This is a genomic window from Brevibacillus parabrevis (assembly GCF_022701015.1).
Taxonomy (GTDB): Bacteria; Bacillota; Bacilli; order Brevibacillales; family Brevibacillaceae; genus Brevibacillus; species Brevibacillus parabrevis.
In genome coordinates this window covers 3,824,030-3,842,843 of sequence record NZ_CP064090.1, presented here as the reverse complement: position 1 = coordinate 3,842,843, position 18,814 = coordinate 3,824,030, and the positions used below count along the sequence as shown (strand labels likewise).

At 54.6% G+C, this 18,814-nt stretch carries 4 protein-coding genes; all 4 read right to left on the bottom strand.

Annotation, left to right across the window (positions count from 1 at the left end; all coding sequences use genetic code 11):
• Window positions 1-2: 2 nt before the first annotated feature.
• From IRJ17_RS17940 to fabD, 4 genes are read right to left on the bottom strand one after another with little or no spacing between them, the layout of a single operon-like run.
• Complete coding sequence (locus IRJ17_RS17940) at window positions 3-7,994, bottom strand: non-ribosomal peptide synthetase (protein WP_242771346.1); 7,992 nt, start codon at window positions 7,992-7,994, stop codon at window positions 3-5.
• Window positions 7,987-12,801 (bottom strand): SDR family NAD(P)-dependent oxidoreductase, encoded by a 4,815-nt coding sequence (locus tag IRJ17_RS17935; protein ID WP_242771344.1) that lies wholly within the window; start codon window positions 12,799-12,801, stop codon window positions 7,987-7,989. Before IRJ17_RS17935 ends, IRJ17_RS17940 begins: the two co-directional genes overlap by 8 nt.
• Window positions 12,798-17,492: a type I polyketide synthase gene (locus IRJ17_RS17930; RefSeq protein ID WP_242771342.1), complete on the bottom strand. Its 4,695-nt coding sequence runs from the start codon at window positions 17,490-17,492 to the stop codon at window positions 12,798-12,800. Before IRJ17_RS17930 ends, IRJ17_RS17935 begins: the two co-directional genes overlap by 4 nt.
• Entirely contained in the window at window positions 17,482-18,759 is a 1,278-nt protein-coding gene (fabD, locus tag IRJ17_RS17925; protein ID WP_122966478.1) for an ACP S-malonyltransferase, read from the bottom strand. The genes IRJ17_RS17930 and fabD overlap by 11 nt, the downstream gene beginning before the upstream one ends.
• Between the last annotated feature and the right edge of the window lie 55 nt (window positions 18,760-18,814).

The following is an 18,814-nucleotide window of genomic DNA, read 5'->3' as shown; positions in this document are numbered from 1 at the left end:
CGTTACTCTCCTAATTTTTTCAGGATATCTTCTACCGATGCCTCTCCCTCGCTAAAATCGTCCAACAGCTGCAAAATATTGTCGATGTCGCTTGGCTGCCCTGCTTTTTTCACACCCGGTTGTGCTTGAGCTGACGAGCTTCTTTCGATGTGCTGCGCCATGGCACTGATCGTTTTGCATTCGAACAGATCGATCACTTTGATTTTTTGCGGGTATTTCTCTTCGATTCTGGCTTGCATCTGGACGATCAGGTGCGAGTTTCCACCGAGATCGAAAAAGTTTTGCCGAGTCCCGATCTGTTCGAGACGGAGCAGCTCGCGCCATAGCTGAAGCAGGAACTTTTCCACATCACTGCTCGGAGCATGCAGCTCGCCTTGCTCTGTGTCTGGTGCCATCGAGTCAGCAGGAAGAGACATGGCTTGCAGCGTTTTTCGATCCAGTTTTTGGTTGGAAGTGACAGGCATCGCTTCCAGACGCACAAATCGGGCCGGAATCATGTAAGCAGGCAGCGCTTTGCGCAACGCATCCTGAAACTCCTGCACGGCAATGTCACGGGTCGACGTATAGTAGCCAATCAATTTGTTCGATTCGCTTTCTTTGACTGCCACGACGCAAACAGCCGTGACACCCGGTACGCTTGCGATCCGCTGCTCGATTTCTCCGGTTTCAATCCGGTATCCTCTGACCTTGACCAGGCCGTCATTGCGGGAAATATATTCAAGCTGTCCATCTGTCCCGTATTTGCCCAAATCTCCCGTATGGTAGACGAGCTGATCGGTAAACGGATGGAAGCGATATACTTGCGCGGTCTTCTCGCTGTCGCGGAAGTACCCGGGAGTGACCCCTGGTCCGCTAATGCAAATCTCGCCGGGCACGCCGGGACCGCACAAGTTTCCGTCCTTGTCCAAAATATAGACCTGGTTTTGTCCGAGCGGTCGGCCAAGCGGAACGACCGATTTGCCTTTCAGCTCCTGGTTTACTTCGCAACACGTAGCCCAGATGGTCGCTTCTGTCGGTCCGTACAGGTTGTACAGTTTCGCGTTTGGGAAATGGCTGCTAATGTCTTTTGCCAATGCCGGGCTCCAGGCTTCGCCGCCAACGAGGACGGTTGCGAACTGGCGCAAGCACGCCAAGCGTTGTTCATCTTGCTGCGACAAGCCGAGAATGAATTGGCTGATTAAAGTCGGCACAGAATGCCATACATCGATCCGCTGCTCCTCCAGATAGGAAAACAGCAAAGCCGGGTCACGCAGCCGCTCAGGCGACAGCACATGCAAGGTGGCTCCGCTTGTCAGGCAGCCAAAAATTTCAAAGACAGAAATGTCAAAGCTGATCGAAGTGACCAGCATCATGTTACGCGCAGGCCCCAGCTGAAATTGCTGCTGACTCCACAAAAGATAATGGATCACATTTTGCTGCGTAACCATGACGCCTTTTGGCGTTCCGGTCGAGCCAGATGTATACATGATGTACATCAATTCAGCTGGCGGCGCTGTCACAGGAGTGACGGGCTGTGCGCGGATATGCTCGCTGCCGTAGTAGCGAATTTGCCCTACTGTTTTTGGCTGGAGAGCATCCTCTGACAAATCCACTACTGTCTCCAGATGCGTCCCTGCGATTGTTTCCAGGTTCGCCATGACGCTTTGCTCCGCCAAAACGGTTTTGATCTCGCTGTGCTGAATCATGTAAGCGATGCGCTCATGCGGAAAATCAACATCCAATGGGACATATGGGCGTCCAGCCTTGAGAATGCCCAGCAGCGCGACAATCATTTCGATACCGCGCGGCATGTAAACGCCGATTGGCTCCTGTGATTCCTGACCGCTTGTGCTCGTGAGCAAGGCAGCCAATTGGTTGGAGCGCTCATCCAACTGCTGGTAGGTCAAGCTCCGCCCCTCAAAAACGACTGCTGTCTGCGCAGGATTTTTCTGCGCTTGCGCTGCAAACAGGCGGTGTACTTGTCCGGGAGCATCCAGAGCAACAGGCTGCGGATTTTTTTCGAGCAAGGCTGCCTTGTGTTTGGCATCCAACAGCTCATAGCGGCCGAGCATTGCCGTCGGATTGTCGATCACTTGGTCAATTAAAAATGAAAAATAGTCAACGTATTTGCGGATCGTCTCCTCGGCGAACAGAGTCGTTTTGTACTCCATCCTGACTTCCATTTGCTCCTGCTCCATTTTGCAAATGCAGCTCAGATCGTACAGACTGATCCGGTCGTTGTCTTGCGGGACGTTATCGTACAGCTGAAAAATCGTGGAAAAAACAGGCGTGCGGCTCTGATCTCGCTCCGGGTTCAGCTTTTCTACGAGCGTGTTGAACGGATAGCGGCCGTTGGCATACGCTTTGACGCATTTGTGCTTGATTGTCTCCAAAACCTCGTCAAAGCGGGAAAGTCCGCGAAAATCGACGCGAATGCACACCATGTTCATGAACAGCCCAATGACGTTTTCCCATTCTTGTCGCTCCCTGCCAGACACCGGGAACCCGACGATGATGTCCTCTTCCTGGCTAATTTTGTGCAGGAACAAAAAATAGACGGCGAGAACCGTCATGTAGAGAGTCGTCGAGCGATTTCTCGCAAGCAAACGCAACTGTTCCGTTTTCTCTTTGGAAACCGTGAATTTGATGTAGCTGCCGTCGTAGACGAGAGAGTGCGGCCGTTCAAAATCGGTCGGCAAATTCAGCACTGGCAGCGGTTTCGCCAGCTCGCTCATCCAGTACCGCTCCATGTTCCGGAACTCAGCAGAGGCCAACCACTTTTTCTCCTGCTCGACCCAATCGCCATATTGCAACGATACAGCTGGCAGCTGGACAGGATGGTTCGAGCGAATGCTCTCATACAGTTCCATCAATTCCCGGAAAAACAGCCCAACGCTCCAGCCATCGGAAATAATGTGGTGCATGCTGACGCAAAGACGGTGCTCATCATCAGCCAAACGATGCAGTTCCATCCTGAACAGCGGCTGCTCAAAATCAAACGGAGTCGCATTGTGCTCCTCCAATCGCCGGGCCGACATGGCTGCGCCTGACGATTCTTGCTGATAATCGCTGAACTGAATGACGTTTTGCCACTCCGGCAAAACGAATTGCTTCGGGACGCCATCGACCATTTTGATGACGGTGCGCAGCGAGGCGTGGCGCCGGGTCAGCATGTCCAGGCTTTGTTGCAGCACATCCAGATCAATGTCCAGCTTCAACTGTTTGATGACAGGCAAGTGATAGGCTGTCGTGTGCGGATCGTAGTTTTGCAAAAACCAAATCCGGTATTGCGCCTTGGAAAGATCGTGCCCGGCTTGTTGTTCGGTTGTCGCTTCCTGGCTTGCGGGCGTCTCTTGTGCGGGCAGCAGGTTTTCGTCCAAGTAAGCCGCCAGCTCCGGAATCGTGGGAAATTCAAAAACTTCCGCAATCGTGATCGGCTTGTTCAGGTGCGTGTTCAGCAGATTGGCCATTTGCGTCGCCATAATCGAGTCTCCGCCGACTTCGTAGAAGCTTTTTTGCAGGTCGATCTCTGCCAGCCCAAACGTTTTTGCCCATACCTGCGCTAATTGTTTTTCGGTCTCGGTAAGCTCGTCCTGCTGTTTGCCGACAATCGGCACAGCGCTGGAAAAAGCTTCTCCTGGTGCGGTCGTTGCTGCTCGCTCCGCGACTTTTCCACGCAATTCAGAAGCGAGCTGCAACGGAAAGCGATTGCCCAGCGACGCAGCGATCTGCTCGAAGCGGATATCCGCCACGACTACGCGCGGAACGTCTGGCAGGCTGGCAAATGCCTGGACTGCCTGAGCTGTTTTCAGCGGCTTGAACAAAGCGTTGCCGTTTGTCACGCCGTAGTCCGCCGCCATCCCGGTTTCTGCCCATGCGGTCCAGTTGATCGTCGTGGCGCGAATGCCTTGCTGGCGCAGGCAGGAGGCAAAGCCGTCGAGGTAGCCGTTCGCCGCTGCGTAATCGCTCTGCCCCGGACTGCCCTCCACCGTTGCGATCGAGGAAAACAGCACGAAAAAGTCGGGGCGTTCTTCCAGCAAGCGGTGCAGCAAGTAGCTGCCTTCGATCTTCGGCTGGGTCACTTTGGCAAACTCGGCCCATGTTTTCGTAAACAGGAATCCGCTGCCCGCCACGCCTGCCGCGTGAATGACTCCTTTGACCGCTCCGTACGCCTCGCGCAACTGCTGGAAAGTAGTCGCTACTTGTTGCTCGTCGGCAATATCGCACGCGCAAACCGTGACGCTGCTGCCCGACCGCTCGATTGCTTCCACGGCTTCGATGATGCGGCGCGTTTTGCTGTCCGCTTCGCTCGACTTCTGTTTGATTGCCTCCCAGTCTGCACGCGGTGGAAGTCCGCTGCGGCTGAGCAGACCAAGGCGGATTTTTTTGCGGGAAGCGAGATGCTTGGCGATTTCCAGACCGATCCCGCCCGTGCCGCCAGTGATCAGATACAGTCCGTCCTCTTGCAGTTCGAAAGGCTGCACAGACTCTTCGACCGGACAGCGAGCAAATTCCTCGACATACCGCTGATTGCCGCGATAGGCAACTTGGTACGCAGCGCTTTCGCCATAGATTTCCGCCAAAAGGCTGCCGCACTCCGTCTCGTCGTCGAGGTCAATGCTGTGGCACTTCACATGCGGGTACTCCGCATTCACTACTTTTCCCAACTGGAACAACGCCGTATGACACGGCTCCAGCGCTTTTTCGGCACCAGTGACCTCCCAGCCGTTCCGCCCCAGTACGACCAGCTCCAAGTCCTGCTTGTACTTGGCCTGCACCAGCGATTTCACCGTAAAAAACAAGCTTTGGATCGTGCGTGCCTGTGTCGTTTGCAGGCGGGAGAGGCTGGGTGCATCCTTGTGCTCATCCAGCGCATAAGCGTGGACGATCCGGTTGATGCCCCGCTCCTGCAAGTCGGCAAAAAGCTGCTGGTAATCCGCTTCCGCATCTCCGACCACGTACTTCGTTTCCTGTTCTTTGCGGTAGCTGTCACCGTAAGCGACTTGAATCAGCTCGACGCCGCGCGCTTCCCATTGTTGAATCAGTTCCCGCGTTGTTCCGCTTCCACTTCCACTCTCGCTTCCGCTGTCGCTGTTGCCAAACAACAGCACGCTGCCCGCAGCGACCTCTCCTGGCTGTTCCAGCGGAGCTTTTACCCAGCGAATCTGGTAGAACAAATCGTGCGCGACCATCGCCGCAGAAACGCGCTTCAATGTGTAGTTCTCGACTTCGGCAAACACGTTTCCTTGCTCGTCGATCAGGCTAATGTCGTAGGACACCGTCTCCCGGCTGTCACTGCGTGCTTCTCTTTTCCGCAGGTAGCTGTAAAAGGAAGCAGGCATGTCCGTGTACAGATGGAGCGCTTGGTAATAAAACGGGAAGTAATACGATTCATGCTCCGCCTCGTTCTGTCTCAACAGATGCCAAAAGCTCAATGCCGTATCGAGCGACGCCGGATGCAGCGAGTAAGTGCCCTGTTCCCGCTCATCGGCCAGTCGGATATGCAGCAAGGCAGCGCGGTCGTTTTCATAAAACTGCTCGATGCCTCTCCATCTCGGACCGTATTGAATCAATCCCGAGTAGAGCGGCGCAAACTTGCCAGCGTCCTGTTGCTCCATTTCGCGGATGATGGACGCAATCGGCAGCGTCTTGCCTGTGCGCGGCGCAAGCGGATGTACTTCTCCTGTTGCATGGGTGATCCAGCTTGCTTCCGGATCGCTTTCGTCTCGGCTGGCAATCGTAAAGCGGACGTGTCCGTGCTCCGCCTGGACGATCGTATGGACGATTCTCGTTTCATCCGGCGAGCAAGAAAGCATGTGGGACAAAGATACATTTTTGATGACCACGCCTTGTTGCGCGAAAAAGGCTTTGCTGGCTGCCCCGGCCATCTCCAGATAGGCCGCTCCCGGCAAAACCCCGTTGCCGAGGATGCGGTGTTCCTGCAGCATCCACAGCTCGCTCATCGCTGCCTTTGCTGCGTATACGCGCAACCCGGATGTAGACAGGACACACTCTCCCGGCAGTTGCCCTTTTGCTGCCGCGTCTGCCGTTCTCTCATCCGTCGGCGTCGGCCAATGCCTCACTCTGCTGAATGGATAGACAGGCAGCTCTATCGTTTGCACAGCCTGTCCCTCGTACAACTTTGTCCATTGGATGCGTGCTCCCTGCACATACGATGTCGCCAATTCGCGAAGAGAGTCGACGCTGGCCAGCGAGCCTTGTTCTGCCCAGGCGTAAAGCAGTTGATTGGCCTTTTCATGAAGCGGCCGATTTGCTTTGTCCACTGTATCTGGATGCAGCAGATGGTTTTTCGCTTTCCAGGCGCTGGCGGATTGCCCGTAATACCCAAGCGTCTCAGGCAAATTGTCCAAATCCAGCGGCATGATCGCCGCGATTTTTTGCAACAGCTCGCTTGTGTTCCGGGCGATAATCGCCAAGCGGTGGGAAAAATGCTCCCTTCCAACCTGCGCCGTATAGACGAGAGCAGAGAAATCCACCTGCTGATTGGCCTGCAAAAATTGGCAGTAGCGTCGCAGCAAGTCCGACAAATTCGCACGGCTTTTGGCAGATAGCGTAAACAGACGAGGCGTTTCCTGCTCGTTCTTCTCCGTCTGCTGTTGATTCCATTCCTCCAGCAGCACATGGCAGTTCATGCCGCTAAAGCCGAAAGAACTGATGCCAGCCCGGCGCGGCACACCGCCAGTTTCCCAGGCTAGAGGCCGATCAACCAAGTAAAAGGGCGAATCGGAGAAAGGAATATACGGATTTGGCTCCGCAAAATTGATCGTCGGAACGAGTTGTTTATGCTTCAAGGACAACACGACTTTTAACAGCGAAGCCATCCCCGAAGCTCCTACGAGATGACCGATGTTCGATTTGACGGAACCGATCCCGCAAAACTGTTTTTTGCGCGTGTAGGGTTGAAAAGCTTGCTTCATGGCCTTTACTTCGATTGGATCGCCGATGACGGTTCCGGTGCCGTGCGTTTCGATGTAGGAAATCGTTTCCGGGTGAATGCTCGCTTTTGTCCACACGTCCGTCAAGAGCTGCTCCTGGGCTTGCGGATTGGGAGCGGTGATGTAATTGGAAGCTCCGTCGCTGTTTACGCCACTGGCTTTGATCACGGCGTAAATCCGGTCCTTGTCTTGCAAGGCATCGTGCAACGGCTTCAGCAGGATGACCGACAGCCCTTCGCCCCAGGTGGTGCCTTTGGCGTGGCTGTCGAATGGCCTGACGATGCCGTCGCTGTTTTCCACGATTTTAAACGACGAATTAGCCATCGGCACGAGATTCAAGCTGATGCCTCCAGCGATAGCCAATCGGCATTCTCGTTTCCTGAGCGACTCGCAAGCGTGATGCACCGCCACCAACCCGGAGGAGCACGCCGTGTCGATCACCATATTCGGCCCGAAAAGGTTAAAGAAAAAGGCAATCCTGCCCGAGAGGAAGCTGGGCAGATTGCCAGTCATCGCCAATTCGTTCGACGAATCGATAAATTGCTGGTACAGGCCGGAAGAATGGTGATCTCTTCCGATGAAGACGCCCGTATCGGTGCCGTCGATTTTTTCGCCCATGTATCCCGCATCTTCAATCGCTTCTGCCGTGACTTCCAAAAGCAAGCGCTGGTGCGGGTCCATAAACTCGGCTTCCCTGGGCGAGATGCGGAAATATTCGGCGTCGAAGCGGTCTATCTCTTCCAGATAGCTGCCTTTGGCATAGTGCGGTTCTCCCCAAAGCTTGCGCAGCAAAGGATCGGTATCCATGCGCCGCTTGGGCGGAAAATCGGTGATGCCATTCGTCCCGTTAAGCAGATTCGTCCAATATTGCTCCAGGTTGTCGGCAAAAGGAAGCCGGCAAGAAATGCCGATGATGGCGATATCCGCAACAGCGTCCTTTTCGGGCTTGGGCGAAGCTGCATTGACTTGGTGCAGCAGCTTGCGGGCAAGCTCTTTGTCCAGGCGATTTTCTTTTACACTTTCCAAGATCAGCGCATTGATTTGGTCGATGTTATTCATCTGTTCGATTCCTCCGCTGCGACAAAAGGTCCACCATCTCTTCTACAGATTGCTCCCCGGAAGAAAGGTTGTCCAAAATGGATTGTAGCTGTTGGTCAAACGAATCGAAGGAGTCCTGCTGTTTCGCTTCTTCTTGCCTTTTTGGCTCGCTGCTTTGGCCCTGCCTGATGTAGTCAGCCAGTTCCGCCACAGACGAATACGTAAACAGATCAGGCAAGTCGAGTGCGCCCGGGAACTCGGTTTCCAGCTTTTTCAGCAGTTGGGTCGCGATCAGTGAATCGCCCCCCAGTGCGAGAAAGCTGTCGTAGATGTTGACAGTCGACAAGTGCATCGTTTCCGCCCAGATGCGGGAAATCGTCTGCTCGACGTCGTCATAAGTTTCATCTTTGCGGCCCGTGAGCGTAAAAGCACGCTGCGCGCTGGCAGGAGCAGACGGAGCTTTGGAGCGACGCTTGCTCGTGTTCTTGCCGATCAGCCCGCTCTCTACTTTCAAAAACAGGTCTTCTCCGCTGGTTTGCAGCCATTCTTGATTGAGAGAGGCAATCACCACTTGCTTGCGATCCATAGCCAGCGCCTGGTCCAAAGCAGCGGTCGCTTCATTCGTTTGCAACGGTTTGAACAGAGCGTTGCTGGTGGTCACGCCAAAGTCCGCCGCCATCCCGGTTTCTGCCCACGCCGACCAGTTGATCGTCGTGGCGCGCATGCCTTGCTGACGCAGGTAGGAAGCAAAGCCGTCGAGGTAGCCGTTCGCCGCTACGTAATCGCTCTGCCCCGGACTGCCCTCTATCGTCGCAGTTGAGGAAAACAGCACGAAAAAGTCGGGACGTTCTTCCAGCAAGCGGTACAGCAAGTAGCTGCCTTCGATTTTCGGCTGGGTCACCCTCACAAACTCGGCCCATGTTTTCGTAAACAGGAAACCGCTGCCCGCCACGCCTGCCGCGTGGATAACTCCTTTGACCGCTCCGTATGCCTCGCAAAGCTGCTTCAAAGTGTCTGCTACCTGCTGTTCGTCAGCGATATCGCACGCGCAAACCGTGACGCTGCTGCCCGACCGCTCGATTTCTTCCACGCCTGCGATGATGCGGAGCGTTTTGCTGTCCGCTTCGCTCGACTTCTGTTTGATTGTCTCCCAGTCTGCACGCGGTGGCAGACCGCTGCGGCTGAGCAGACCAAGGCGAATGTTTTTGCGGGAAGCCAAATGCTTGGCGATTTCCAGCCCGATCCCGCCCGTGCCGCCAGTGATCAGATACAGCCCGTCCTCTTGCAGCTCCAACGGCTGGACAGACTCTTCGACCTGGCAGAGAGCAAATTCCTCGACATACCGCTGATTGCCGCGATAGGCAACTTGATACGTGCCAGTTTTCCCGTACATTTCCGCCAAAAGACTGCCGCAGTCCGTCTCGTCGTCGAGATCCATGCTGCGGCATTTCAGATGGGGATACTCCGCATTGACTACTTTCCCCAACTGGAACAACGCTGTATGGCACGGCTCCAGCTCTGTTTCGGTGCCTGTCACTTCCCAGCCATTCCGGCCGAGTATAACCAGTTCTATCTCTTGCCTGTACTTGGCTTGCACGAGCGATTTCACGATAGAAAACAGGCTTTGGATCGTGCGAGCTTGCGTCGTTTGCAGGCGGGAGAGGCTGTCCACGCCCTTTTGCTCATCCAGCGCATAAGCGTGGACGATCCGGTTGATGCCCCGCTCCTGCAAGTCGGCAAAAAGCTGCTGGTAATCCGCTTCCGCATCTCCTACCACGTACTTCGTTTCCTGTTCTTTGCGGTAGCCATCCCCGTAAGCGACCTGAATCAGCTCGATGCCGCGCGCTTCCCATTGGCGAATCAGTTCCCGCGTTGTTCCACTTCCACTTCCACTTCCACGTCCGCTCCCGCCTTCGCTGTCGCTGTTGCCAAACAACAGCACGCTGCCCGCCGCGACCTCTCCGCGCTGTTCCAGCGGCGCTTTCACCCAGCGAATCTGGTAAAACAAATCGTGCGCCACCATAGCGGCAGAGATGCGTTTCAGTGTGTAGTTCTCGACTTCGGCAAACACGTTTCCTTGCTCGTCGATCAGGCTGATGTCGTAGGACACCGTCTCCCGGCTGTCGCCGCGCGTCTCTCTTTTTCGCAGGTAGCTGTAAAAGGAAGCAGGCATCTGGTTGTAGATGCTCATCCGTTTAAAGGAAAAGGGCAGATAGAGGTCAGACAAAACAAACATAGTCACGGCATTCAGCCCTGTGTCGAGCAAGGCCGGATGAAAGCCGTACAAGGCGAAGTCGTCCGCGTAGGCTTCCGCCAACTGCACGTGGACCAGCACACGGTCTTCGCATTTGCCCAAAGCTCGAATGTTGTTCCAACGCGGCCCGAATCTCGTACGCCCTCGCACCGTGGCAAAATCCGCATCCACCTGCTCCCAGGCGCTGTCCTGCTTGATGCGCTGAATATCCATCCATGCTGGCTCAGCAGTCGCGCCAGGAACGATTTTGCCTTCGACATTCAACTGCCAGTCCTGCCCCGCTCCACCGTCATCCGCTGCCTTGCGATTGACGATCCGCAGTTGCAGCAAGTCTTCCTGACTTTCCATAATCGTATGGACGATCCGTTCTTCCCCCTCAGGGACGACCAACGGACTGATAAAGCGAAAATCCCGCAACTCGAATGAGGCGTCTCCATAGTGATTGCCTCCAGCTTTTCTCGCCCATTCGATCAGAGCAGTCGCCGGGACGATCGGAAAGCCCATCATGAGATGCTCCTGCAACATCCACTGCTTCTCCACTCGCAAAGGGATTTCATAGACGCTCTGCCGATACGATTCAAGCACTTTCCGTCCCGGGATGACTTCCTGATGCTGCGGCGCCAGCCCGCCATCCGGTTGCGGCCAGAACGCAGTCTTTTTAAAAGGATAGACAGGCAAGGCCAGACGGCGATGCTCCCCTGTTCCGTAGAAGTGCCGCCAGTCGATTTCGGCCCCCTGAACATACAGCTTGCAAACCTCCGCCATCCCGTGCTCATCATCAAGGGCGGTGCGGGCGAGCTGTTGTTGCGCTTTTTCCAGCAGCAGCTGCAAGGCGGATTCGGTAATCTCTCCGACCGCTTTATCCAGCTTGCTCTCGGGTACGACCTTAAATTCGTTGCAAAAGATTCCGGCATGCTCCTGGCCGGATGGCAGCTGCTCCGTCATCACTTGGTTCAGCTTTTCTTGCAGCTCGGGCAAGCTGCGCACGAGGAGGGCAAGGCGGCACGGATAATGCCCGCGTCCCGTTGTCGCAGTAAAGCAAAAGTCTTCCAAAGACAAACTTTTCTGCTCGCTCAAAAAATGGCGGTAACGCGAGAGCAGTTCGAGCAGCGTCTCTTTGTCCTTGGCCGAAGCCGTGAAAACATGGCAAGGACGAGCGCTGGCTGCGCCCGGTTGTTCTTCTGGCGCTTCCTCCAGTACGAGGTGGCAATTGGTGCCGCTAAAGCCAAACGAACTGACGCCTGCCCGCCGCGGGGTATCGTCCTGATCCCGTGGCCATTCTTCCACCCTGTCCACCATGTAGAGCGGCGAACCCGTAAAGTCGATGAACGGGTTCGGATCGTCAAAATGGAGCGTGCTGACCAGCTTTTTATGCTTGAGCGACAAAATGACCTTGAAGACGGAGGCGGTTCCAGACGCTGCGGCTAAATGGCCGATATTGGACTTGACGGAGCCGATCCCGCAAAACTGTTTTCGCGACGTATATTTTTTAAAAGCATTGCCGAGCGACTGGACTTCAATCGGGTCGCCGAGTACCGTTCCTGTCCCGTGCGCTTCAATAAAACCGATCGTCTCGGGTGGAATTTCGGCGTTCGTCCAGGCTCTGGTGAACACCTCTTCCTGGGCGATTGCATTCGGCGCCGTGATCCCGTTCGATTTCCCGTCGTTATTGGCCGCGCTCCCTTTGATAACGGCATGAATGTGATCCCGATCCTGAATCGCTTTATCCAAAGGCTTCAGCAGCAACGCTCCGATCCCTTCGCCCCACAGCGTTCCATCCGCGTGCTTGTCAAAAGGTTTGACCAGATGCAGCTTCGATTCGACCAGTCCAAACGCCGGATTTTTCACCGGGAAAAAAATCAGGCACACCCCGCCAGCGATCGCCATGTCGCACTCGTTGTTCCTGATCGCCTGGCAAGCGTTGTGAATCGCGAGCAATCCCGACGAGCAGGCAGAATCCACGACGACGCTAGGTCCTTTCAAGTCGAGAAAATAGGAAACTCTGCTCGCCAAAATGCCCGTATACGAGCCAGTCAATGCCAGCTCGTCTGTTTGATCCAGCAGGTGTGTGTACATGTTCCCGACGGTGTGGTCCCTGCCGATAAAAACGCCCGTTTTGGACGAGACGATCCGGTTTCCGCCATACCCGGCATCCTCCACCGTTTCCATCACAGTGGTCAAAAGCAGGCGCTGCATCGGGTCCATCATGACGGCTTCCTTGTTCGATATTTTGAAATACTCCGCGTCAAAATCATCAATTTGATCCAGGTAGCCGCCTTTTTCATAGGCGACCTCCATAGGAGCTTCCTGTTGCAGCCTGCTCACAAACCCTGCAACGCCTGCCTGTCGGCTCTCCGGAAAATCCGTGATGCAATCGACCTCTGCCAGCAAATTTTTCCAGTATTCATCGAGGTTGCGAGCGCCAGGAAAGCGGCCGGACATCCCGATGATCGCGATGTCCTTATGTTTCTTCGCCCCCGCCTGCTTGATCTCTTTTAAAATGACCTTGGACTTTTCAATGCTTAACTGTTGATCCTTGATCTGCTGATAAATGTACTTTCGCGTTTCTTTCATTCTTCTTCTCCCAGCAATCGATCAATCTCTTCCACATCGAGTTCACCATTGGCCAAGCGCTGCAAGATTTGATCGAGATTTTGGTCTTCCTCCTCCTGACTCACGCTGCCAGAGGAAGACGGTTGCTCTTTTTTCATCCGGGAATGCACATATTCGGCCATCTTGTTAATCGTGGGATACGTAAAAATATCCGAGATGCCCAGTTGGTCCGGAAAATACTTTTCCAGTTCTTGGAGCAAATAAACCGCAAAGATCGAATTGCCGCCAAGAGACGTAAAATTGTCGTCCAGCTGAATCGAATCGGATTCGAGCAGTGTGCTCCATAGCTGGCGGATCAACGCTTTGATTTCTTGCAAGGATGCGTGCTGCGGATCGCCGTGAAACACGCCAGAAGCTGGCTGGACTGGCTGGCTTTCTCCAGGTGCTGCCGCCGCCCCGTCCACATAATCGATCAACAGCCTGTTTCCTGCGTAAAAGAAGTTGCTGCGGAAGTGCTTTCTCGCGACTTCCTTGTTGATTTTGCCGATGACGACCTGTTTTTCGCCAAGGGCAAGCGCAGCATCAAAAGCAGCGACAGCGACCTGTGGCGTCAGCAAGTGAAAGATCAGTTCTTTTTGAAACGTTCCATAATCGTAGGCCATGCCGATCTCAGCCCACGGTGCCCAGTTGAGCGTCATGCCGTTTTGCTGGGCGGGCAGGCTGTAGACGAAGCTGTCCAAAAACGCGTTCGCCGCCACATAATCACCTTGTCCCGGCGTCCCTTCCAATGTGGCGACAGATGAAAAGCAGACGAAAAATTCCAGCGGCTCGGTAATCAGCTGCGCCACATTCAGGCTCCCCGCCGTCTTGGCTTGCAGCACCTCGCGAAAACGTTCCTCTTCCCTGTTGAACAAAAATTGATCCCCGGCGACTCCAGCCGCGTGAATGACGCCATTGATGCTGCCATGTGCTGCCCGCACTTCCTCAAGCGCGCGCGCAAGCTGCTCCTTGCTGGCGACATCTGCCTTGTAGATGGTGTATGTACTGCCTGACGCTGTGATCTGTTGCAGCATCTCGATCCTGCGTATGATCTCTTGCTGCTCGCCTTTTTGCAAAATGTCTGTCCATTCGTCCTCTGCGGGAAAGCCTGACCTGCTGATCAGCACCAGATGAACCGGCTGCTTTTCTGCCAAATGTCTAGCCATGGTCAAGCCCAGGCCGCCTGTTCCGCCAGTAATCACATAGCAACCCGATTCAGTCAAGTTAAGTGTTTGGCCTGTGGGCAGCTGGCGATCAAGTTCCACCATTTTTTGCCCGTATCTTTGTCCGTTCCGGTAGGCTGCGATATAGCTGTCTGGCTGATGTTCCAGTTCAGCGAGGATGTCCGGGATCGCGGTAGCGGCATCCAGATCGATGCAACGGCAGCGCAGATGCGACCATTCGCTGCTGACCACTTTGCCAAGGTGATACAAAGCGTTGTGCATCGGCTGGAGCTGGACGGCAAGCTCCGTCTGTGTAACCGGAAGCGCCAGTTCGCCTAACAGGACAAGATCAATCGGCTGTCGCACGTTTTGCGCAACCAAGCTTTTTGCCAGGTGGAACAGACTGAACAAGCCTTCGTCGCTTATCCCCTCATCGGCGGTGCCAGACAGGGAAAAGCCATGCACGATGCGCTGCACGCCCTTGTTCCCGATGTCCTCCCATAGCGCATCAAAAGCTTGCTGATCGACACTTAGCTCGTATTGATCATGGGCGAGCTTGGCAAACTGCTTGCCTGGCGTGGCGACAATCGCAGGAGTCCCGTTCTTTTTCAGCTCCGCAATCAGTTGCTGCGTGACAGGCTCATGGCCGCCGAAAACAAGCGTAAGCGGCTGCGCCGTGTCCGGCTGTCTGTTTTCTGCCAGCAAAGGCATGGCTTCCCAGACGATTTGATGGAACAGCCCTTTGGGAGAAAAGACGGCGGACGGTGCGGCTTCCATCGGCACCCTTTTTAGCGTGTAGTCGTGAATCTCGGCAAAAACTTCCCCTTTTTCCGTAACGAGCAAGATATCAAAGGAGATCGCTTCCTGCCTGTCTGCCGTCTCTTTGTCTGTCCTTTGCAGCACGCTGTAAAATCGGCCAGGCATAGGTCCGGCAAAAACGATTTTTTTATAGGCAAAAGGCAAAAACAGCCCGTCGCGAATTTGGCTGATCGGAATGTTCACTGCGCAATCCAGCAAAGAAGGATGCAGAACATGCGCGTGCAGTTCAGATGTAAAAGGCGCAGGCAGCTCAAAAAAGGCGACGATTTTGTCCTGCTCCAAATAAATTTCCTTCATGCACTCCCAATGCGGGCCTGTTTGCACAGGGGCATCAGCGTCTGGCTTGTAGCCGCTTACCGATTGCCTGTTTGCTTCACTGAGCAGCTCCGAAAGAGACAGTTGCTTTTGCTTGGGCAGCTCAGGTTGAAGCAGCACTTTTGCGCGGCAGTGAACGATCCAATCGTCCGAATGTTCAGAAGGCGATGTCACCATGACATCAAGCGACGACTTTTGCTTTTGCAAGATTATGTGGACGCTCTTCGGTTCTTGTTCCTTGACCTCAAGCGGCTGCAAAAACATGACGTTTTCCAGCACGAGCGCGGCTTGCTGAGGCATGTTTTTGCGCACAATCTCGCTCATCATTTCCAGATAGGCCGTGCCTGGGAGCACGCAATGCCCCGCGATTTTGTGCTCCGCCAGCACCCAATGCGTCTCGACCGCAAACCTCGTCTCATAAATATCGATGCCGTTGCTGCCAACAAGCCGTTTATCGACGAGCGGGGCGAACTTTTTCTCCAAGTCTTTCGGCTCGATCCAGCAGCGAATGTCCTGAAAAGGGTACGTCGGCAAGCTAATCGCTAAATGGCGTTGATCCGCGTACAGCTCCTTCCAGGCAACTGTCTCGCCAGCCGCATACTGCAACGCCAAACGAATCAGCTCATGCAAGCGTGCGTTATCCTTCCCGCCCTGGCTGGCATGGCTTGCGTCCTTGCGGGGAGTTCCGCTATAAAACACATGCTTCACGGCAAGCTTCTCGACTCCCGCTTTGCGAACAGCCTGGAGCTTTTGCAGCAAATCCGTCCTGTCGTTAAACACGATTGCGAGTCTGTGCGCCAAATGATCGCGTCCGACATTCGCTGTGTAGCACAAGCTCGCCAGATCGAGCTGTCCGCTCTGGTTGACTGCCTGATAGTAGGCGCTGACCAGCTGGTCGAGCACAGCGGGAGTTTTGGCTGACAGCGCAAGCAGGTGCCACTCTCCTTCGCCACGATTTTCGAGCGAAGTCATCTCAGCCTGCTGATATTGCTCCAGGATGAGGTGGCAGTTCGTTCCGCTCAACCCGAAAGAGTTAATGCCGCATCTTTTCGGGTGCTCTCCTTGTTCCCACGGACGGGCTGTGTCGTTCACATAGACTGGCGCGTCGACAAAATCGATTTCCTTGTTGGGGCTATGAAAATGCAGCGTCGGCGGCATGATTTCGTGCTTCAGCGCGAGAATGCATTTGAGCAGGCCGGATATTCCCGCAGCATGATCCAGATGCCCGATGTTGGTTTTGACCGAGCCGATTGCGCAAAACTGTTTTTTCGTGGTGTATCGGTCAAAAGCTCGCTTGATTCCTTCGATCTCTACCGGATCGCCCAGCCGGGTTGCCGTGCCGTGAGCTTCGATCAGCGAGATCGTTTCCGGATGAATGCCGGCATCTTGCCACGCCCGGACGAGCAGGTCTTCCTGCGCCCTGGAGTTCGGCGCGGTGATCCCGAGCGATTGCCCGTCCTGATTGATGGCGCTGCCCTTGATCAAGGCGTAAATGTGGTCGCCGTCCCGAATCGCCTTTGCCGCATCTTTCAGCAGGATGATTCCGACGCCTTCGCCCAGACTGGTGCCGTCCGCCTCGCTGTCAAAAGTCCGCGCCCGAAAGGTTGGGGATACGATGCCGATTCCGGTCTGAGTCTTTTCAAACGGTTGAAACTGGATTTTCACCCCTCCGGCAAAAGCCTGCTCGCATTCACCGCGGCGAATCGACTGGCAAGCGAGATGCACGGCAACCAGCGAGGATGAGCAGGCGGTATCGACCAGCATGCTCGGTCCGTGCAAATCGAGCAAATAGGCCAGTCTTGCCGCCATGATCGACTTGATGTTCCCCGTCATCGCCAAGTCCGCCAGCTCAGCGTTTTCCCCCGCGAGAAAATGTTTGTACTCCCCGCCAAAGTCACTGCTGTACCCTAAAAAAACGCCCGTCTGCGTTCCGCGCAACCGCGCTTTTCCATACCCTGCATCTTCCATCGCAGCCACACAGCTTTGCAAAACAAGCCGCTGATTCGGGTCCATCAGCTTGGCTTCTTTGCGCGAAATAGAAAAGTATTCGCAATCAAACCGATCAACCTGCTCCAAATACCCGCTTTCCGCGTATTCGCTCTGCTCTTTGCGCACCTCTTTCTGCAAAAAAGCAGACAGCAGCTCCTCGTAGTCGTGCTTGCGCGACAAAGGAATGCGGCGGATCGAATCTTTGCCGAGCGCGAGATTGCGCCAAAACTCTCCGACATTGTGCGCATCCGCCAGCTTCCCCGCGATTCCGATGATCGCTACGTCTTTCTTCGGAGCCTCTGCCGCCCTCCCCAAGTCCTCCCAGGTACCTGCGCTCTCCTCCTCCAGGTCGATCTGGATATCCTCGAACAGCGGCTTACTTTTCATTGACAGCTTCCTTTTCGGCAAACATGACCGGGGCAAGGTCAGCGAACAGGTGTCGTTTCTTCGTCTCGTCAAAAATTTGCGTGAACCGCTCGCGCTGCTCTTCCAGCGACACTTTTTTCGTCACAAACACGGAACGGAGCATCTCGATCGCCTGCTTGATTTCTTCGATCGACTCTTCGCGTCCCTCTTCCTCCAGCTTGTTGCCCAAAGCTTGTATCTTTCTGTACGGCTCAATGACCCCTTTTTGGTACTCCTCTTCATTCCAGTTCTGATTTCTTGTGCACACGGCGATGGCCAAGGAACGGGAAACGACAGATGGACGCTTTTCCGCTGTCTGCTCGTCAATGACCGCCATGATTTCTTGGTAGTTGTCTTCATAGGAATAGGCGCGCACGTGCGAATAGTCGCGTTTGAGCAAATTGGTCAAAGCGGATTTTGGCCCAAGCTCGATAAAGGTGTTTACGCCTTGGCGCAGCATGTATTCGATCGTTTCTTTCCATCTGACTGCGCTGATCATTTGCACGTTGAGCCGCTCCTGAATTTCTGTCGGCTGGTAGTACGGCTTCGCGTCCACATTGGAGATCACCGGCCATTTGAGCATGGACATTGGTGTCTGCGCGATGGCCCGCTGGAACATTTGATTGCTCAGTTCCAGATACGGGGTGTGGAAAGGCGCCGAGACTTGCAGGGGAATCGTAATCGCACCGATTTTCGCCAAGTTTTCCATGGCGACCTTCACCAACGATTTTGCGCCGGAAATCACTACCTGGTTGGAGGAATTGTAATTGGCTACGACAATTTTGTCCTCGCCGTTCGATACGCGCTCACATTCCTCTTCGACGAGCAGCGGGTGCAAGCCGTTGATGGCAGCCATGCCGCCAAATCCGTCTGCGGTAGCTTGCTGCATGATTGTCGCCCTCTCCATTACGAGCCGCAGCGCATCCTCATAGCGGAACACTTCGGCGCATGTCAAAGCCGTAAATTCGCCCAGGCTATGTCCAGCCATAAAGGAAGGGAAAAATTTCTTCTCCTTCCAGATCGATTGGAAAATGGCATAGCTGTAGGCAAAAATCGCAGGCTGCGCATGTTCGGTGCGCGTCAGTTGCTCCAGGTTGCCCTCGTTGATGATCGCGAGCAAATCGTAGCCGAGAATCTCGTTGGTGCGCTGAAAAATGTCCCTAACCTCGGGAGAGCTTTCAATAAGAGCTTTTCCCATCATATTGTACTGGCTTCCTTGACCTGGAAATAGCAAGGCGATCTTAATCATAAACTGTATCCTCCCTTTTTTGGTTAGCTTGGGACTGGACGCGCTTTTCGCGGGA

Bases quoted from the DNA above. Each gene is read 5' to 3' on its own strand.
- IRJ17_RS17935 (WP_242771344.1), bottom strand. From the start codon at position 12,801: ATGAAAGAAACGCGAAAGTACATTTATCAGCAGATCAAGGATCAACAG.
- fabD (WP_122966478.1), bottom strand. From the start codon at position 18,759: ATGATTAAGATCGCCTTGCTATTTCCAGGTCAAGGAAGCCAGTACAAT.
- IRJ17_RS17940 (WP_242771346.1), bottom strand. From the start codon at position 7,994: ATGAATAACATCGACCAAATCAATGCGCTGATCTTGGAAAGTGTAAAA.
- IRJ17_RS17930 (WP_242771342.1), bottom strand. From the start codon at position 17,492: ATGAAAAGTAAGCCGCTGTTCGAGGATATCCAGATCGACCTGGAGGAG.